Origin of the sequence: Trebonia sp., assembly GCF_049794275.1 — a bacterium.
Classification (GTDB): Bacteria; Actinomycetota; Actinomycetes; order Streptosporangiales; family Streptosporangiaceae; genus Trebonia.
Genome location: NZ_JBARCR010000321.1, coordinates 1 through 2527 on the forward strand (window position 1 = coordinate 1; position 2527 = coordinate 2527).

Annotated in this window: 2 protein-coding genes; both read right to left on the minus strand. The window is 67.0% G+C overall.

Translation table 11 applies throughout. The annotated features are described in order from the left end of the window. Positions 1 to 26: 26 nt before the first annotated feature. Positions 27 to 590, minus strand: coding sequence for a potassium channel family protein (locus WA805_RS08915; RefSeq protein WP_422337978.1), 564 nt, complete (start codon positions 588 to 590; stop codon positions 27 to 29). A 225-nt stretch (positions 591 to 815) separates the two neighbouring features. Then, the coding region (locus tag WA805_RS08920; protein ID WP_425242103.1) for a sulfatase-like hydrolase/transferase at positions 816 to 2527 on the minus strand (1712 nt) is incomplete at its 5' end.

The following is a 2527-nucleotide window of genomic DNA, read 5'->3' on the forward strand; positions in this document are numbered from 1 at the left end:
GCCTGTCGGCTCGGTCCTGGCGGCCCTCACCCGGCCGTCGGGGCGTCCTGGTCGCTCGTGTCCTGTCGTTGCTGGCCGCGGCGCACGGCTCCCAGCAGGACCCGCGCTCCGGCGCCCAGCAGCGCGAGGTCGCCGAGCATCTGGACGATCAGCACCACCCGGGCGGCCTCGGACTTGGGGCTGATGTCCCCGAATCCCACCGTGGAGAAGACCGTCACGGCGAAGTACAGGGCGTCGGTACGGGTCAGCGGCTGGGTGAAATTCGCCGCAGACGCTCGCTGCATCACGAAATAGGTCGAGGCGAACACCAGTAGGTAGAGGGGAAGGATCAAGCCCAGCGCCTCGAACGCTCTGATACGCGGATAACGCGAGCCGATGATGGACCTGACCTGCCACACCGCGATGCCCGCGAAGACCAGCAGGCCAATCAGGATACGTACCGCGGTGTCGCCGTTCCACGGCTGGTCCAGCGGGAGCAAGTAGTACAGGACGACCAGCGCGGCCGCGCTCAGGACGCCCCGCAGCACCGCCCGGAAGACTAGGCGCCTCCGCTGGGTCGGCGGCAGCTGGTAGTGCGGCTGATCGGTCATGGTCGTCTCCCTGAAGGCCCAGTGAGGCAGTCACTCGCCGCGTCTACGTAACGACTCTGTCGACGGTGACGAGCTTCGCCTTCTTGAGCAGACTCATCCAGATCGCCTCGCCTTGTATGCGGCTCGCGTCCCTCGGTGCAGGGATACGCCTCGGGCTTCCCTCCCATCCCGCCTCACGGCGACGCTCCCGATTGTCCGGCTCGCGGCCACTGGGTCAATGGCAAGCTATGCGCTGATGCCGTGGGCCACGTGCCCGTGGTGCGCCGATTCGTGCAGCGTGTTCTCGTCCGCTGCGCTCAGGTGCGGCTTGATGTCGAAGACGACCCTTCGTATGGTTCCGGTGAACGCGTACGGCGCCCGGTCCGCGTAGTTGCGGTCGACGACGCCGCCGTTGTCCCGGCCGATGTCCATGCCCGCGTAGCCGGAGAACCGGAGCGGGACGGTGAAGTCCATCCGGCCCTTGCCGATCTCCTTGGCGTTGGCGAACAGGCGAACGTCGCCGCCGGTAGCGGGCTTGGGCGCGTCGGCGTGGAACTCCAGGCGGACGCTGACCTCGCCGGTGGGCAGGGGGGTATCGGACTCTTGCCGGTACACCAGCACGCCCATCATCGAGTAGGTGTGCCTGAGCTTGCCGCCTTCGACGAACAGCGAGAAGCCGCCCAGGTGGTCGGCCTCGGCCACGATCACGCCCTCGGCGCCGCCCTCAGGTATTACCAGGTCGGCGGAGATGGCGTAGGAGTGGTTGTAGATCCGGGGGATCATGCCGGACGCGATGTTCTGCACGTCACCGTAATAGGTGTAAGTGGTCTGGGCGGGGATCGGCGGCAGCAGGCCGAAGTAGAAGCTCAGGCTGCCGAGCAGCGGGAGCACCTTGTACTTCTCCGCCTCGGCCCAGAACAGTTCCCGCAGCTCCCTGACCTTCTCCGGGTGCTGCGCCGCGATGTCGTCCGCCTGAGTGAAGTCATCAGGCAGGTAGTACAGCTCCACCGGGTCATCGTCGGGCTGCCATACCCCGGGCGCGAACCTCGCCATCGTCTCCGGAGTCAGGTCCCAGGGGATGCGCGGGATCGACTGGGCGAGCCACCAGCCGTCTTTGTACATGGCCCGGTAGCCGGCGATCTCGAAGTACTGCTGGGTGTGGCGCTCCTCGGCGCCCGGGCCGGCGAAGGTGTGCAGGAAACTGGTGCCGTGCATCGGCGTCTGGGCGATCCCGTCGACGTGCGTCGGCTCCGGCAGGCCGGCCAGTTCCAGGATGGTCGGGCCGATGTCGATGCAGTGCGTGAACTGGCTGCGCAGCCCCCCGGCGTCGGTGATCAGCCGGGGATAGCGGATCACCATGCCCTGCCGGGTGCCACCCAGATGGGAGGCGACCTGCTTGCCCCACTGGAATGGGCAGTTCCCAGCCCAGGCCCACGCTGCCGCGTAGTGCGGGGCGACCAGATCGCTACCCCACACGTCCAGCCCGCCGTACTGCTGGATCAGCGCGAGCTGCTGCTCGGGAGTCAGCGGAATACCGTTCTGCATCGTCAGCTCGTTGAACGAGCCGGTGATCGCGCCTTCCATGCTGGCGCCGTTGTCGCCGAAGATATAGATCACCAGCGTGTTGTCCAGCTCGCCCATATCCTCGACCGCGGCGATCACCCGACCCACGTTCCAGTCGGCGTTCTCGCAGTACCCCGCGTACACCTCCATCTGCCGCGCGTACAGGGCCTTCTGGTCATCGGCGAGGGAATCCCAGGCCGGGAACGCCTCGTTGCGGGGGGTCAGCTTCGCGTCGGCCGGGATGACGCCCAGCCTCTTCTGCCGCTCAAACGTCTGTTCCCGGTAGGCATCCCAGCCGCTGTCGAACTTCCCTTTGTACTTGGCCGCCCACTCCTCCGGCACATGGTGCGGCGCGTGCGCGCAGCCGGTGGAGAAGTACACGAACCACGGCTTGC

Bases quoted from the DNA above. Each gene is read 5' to 3' on its own strand.
- WA805_RS08915 (WP_422337978.1), bottom strand. From the start codon at position 590: ATGACCGATCAGCCGCACTACCAGCTGCCGCCGACCCAGCGGAGGCGC.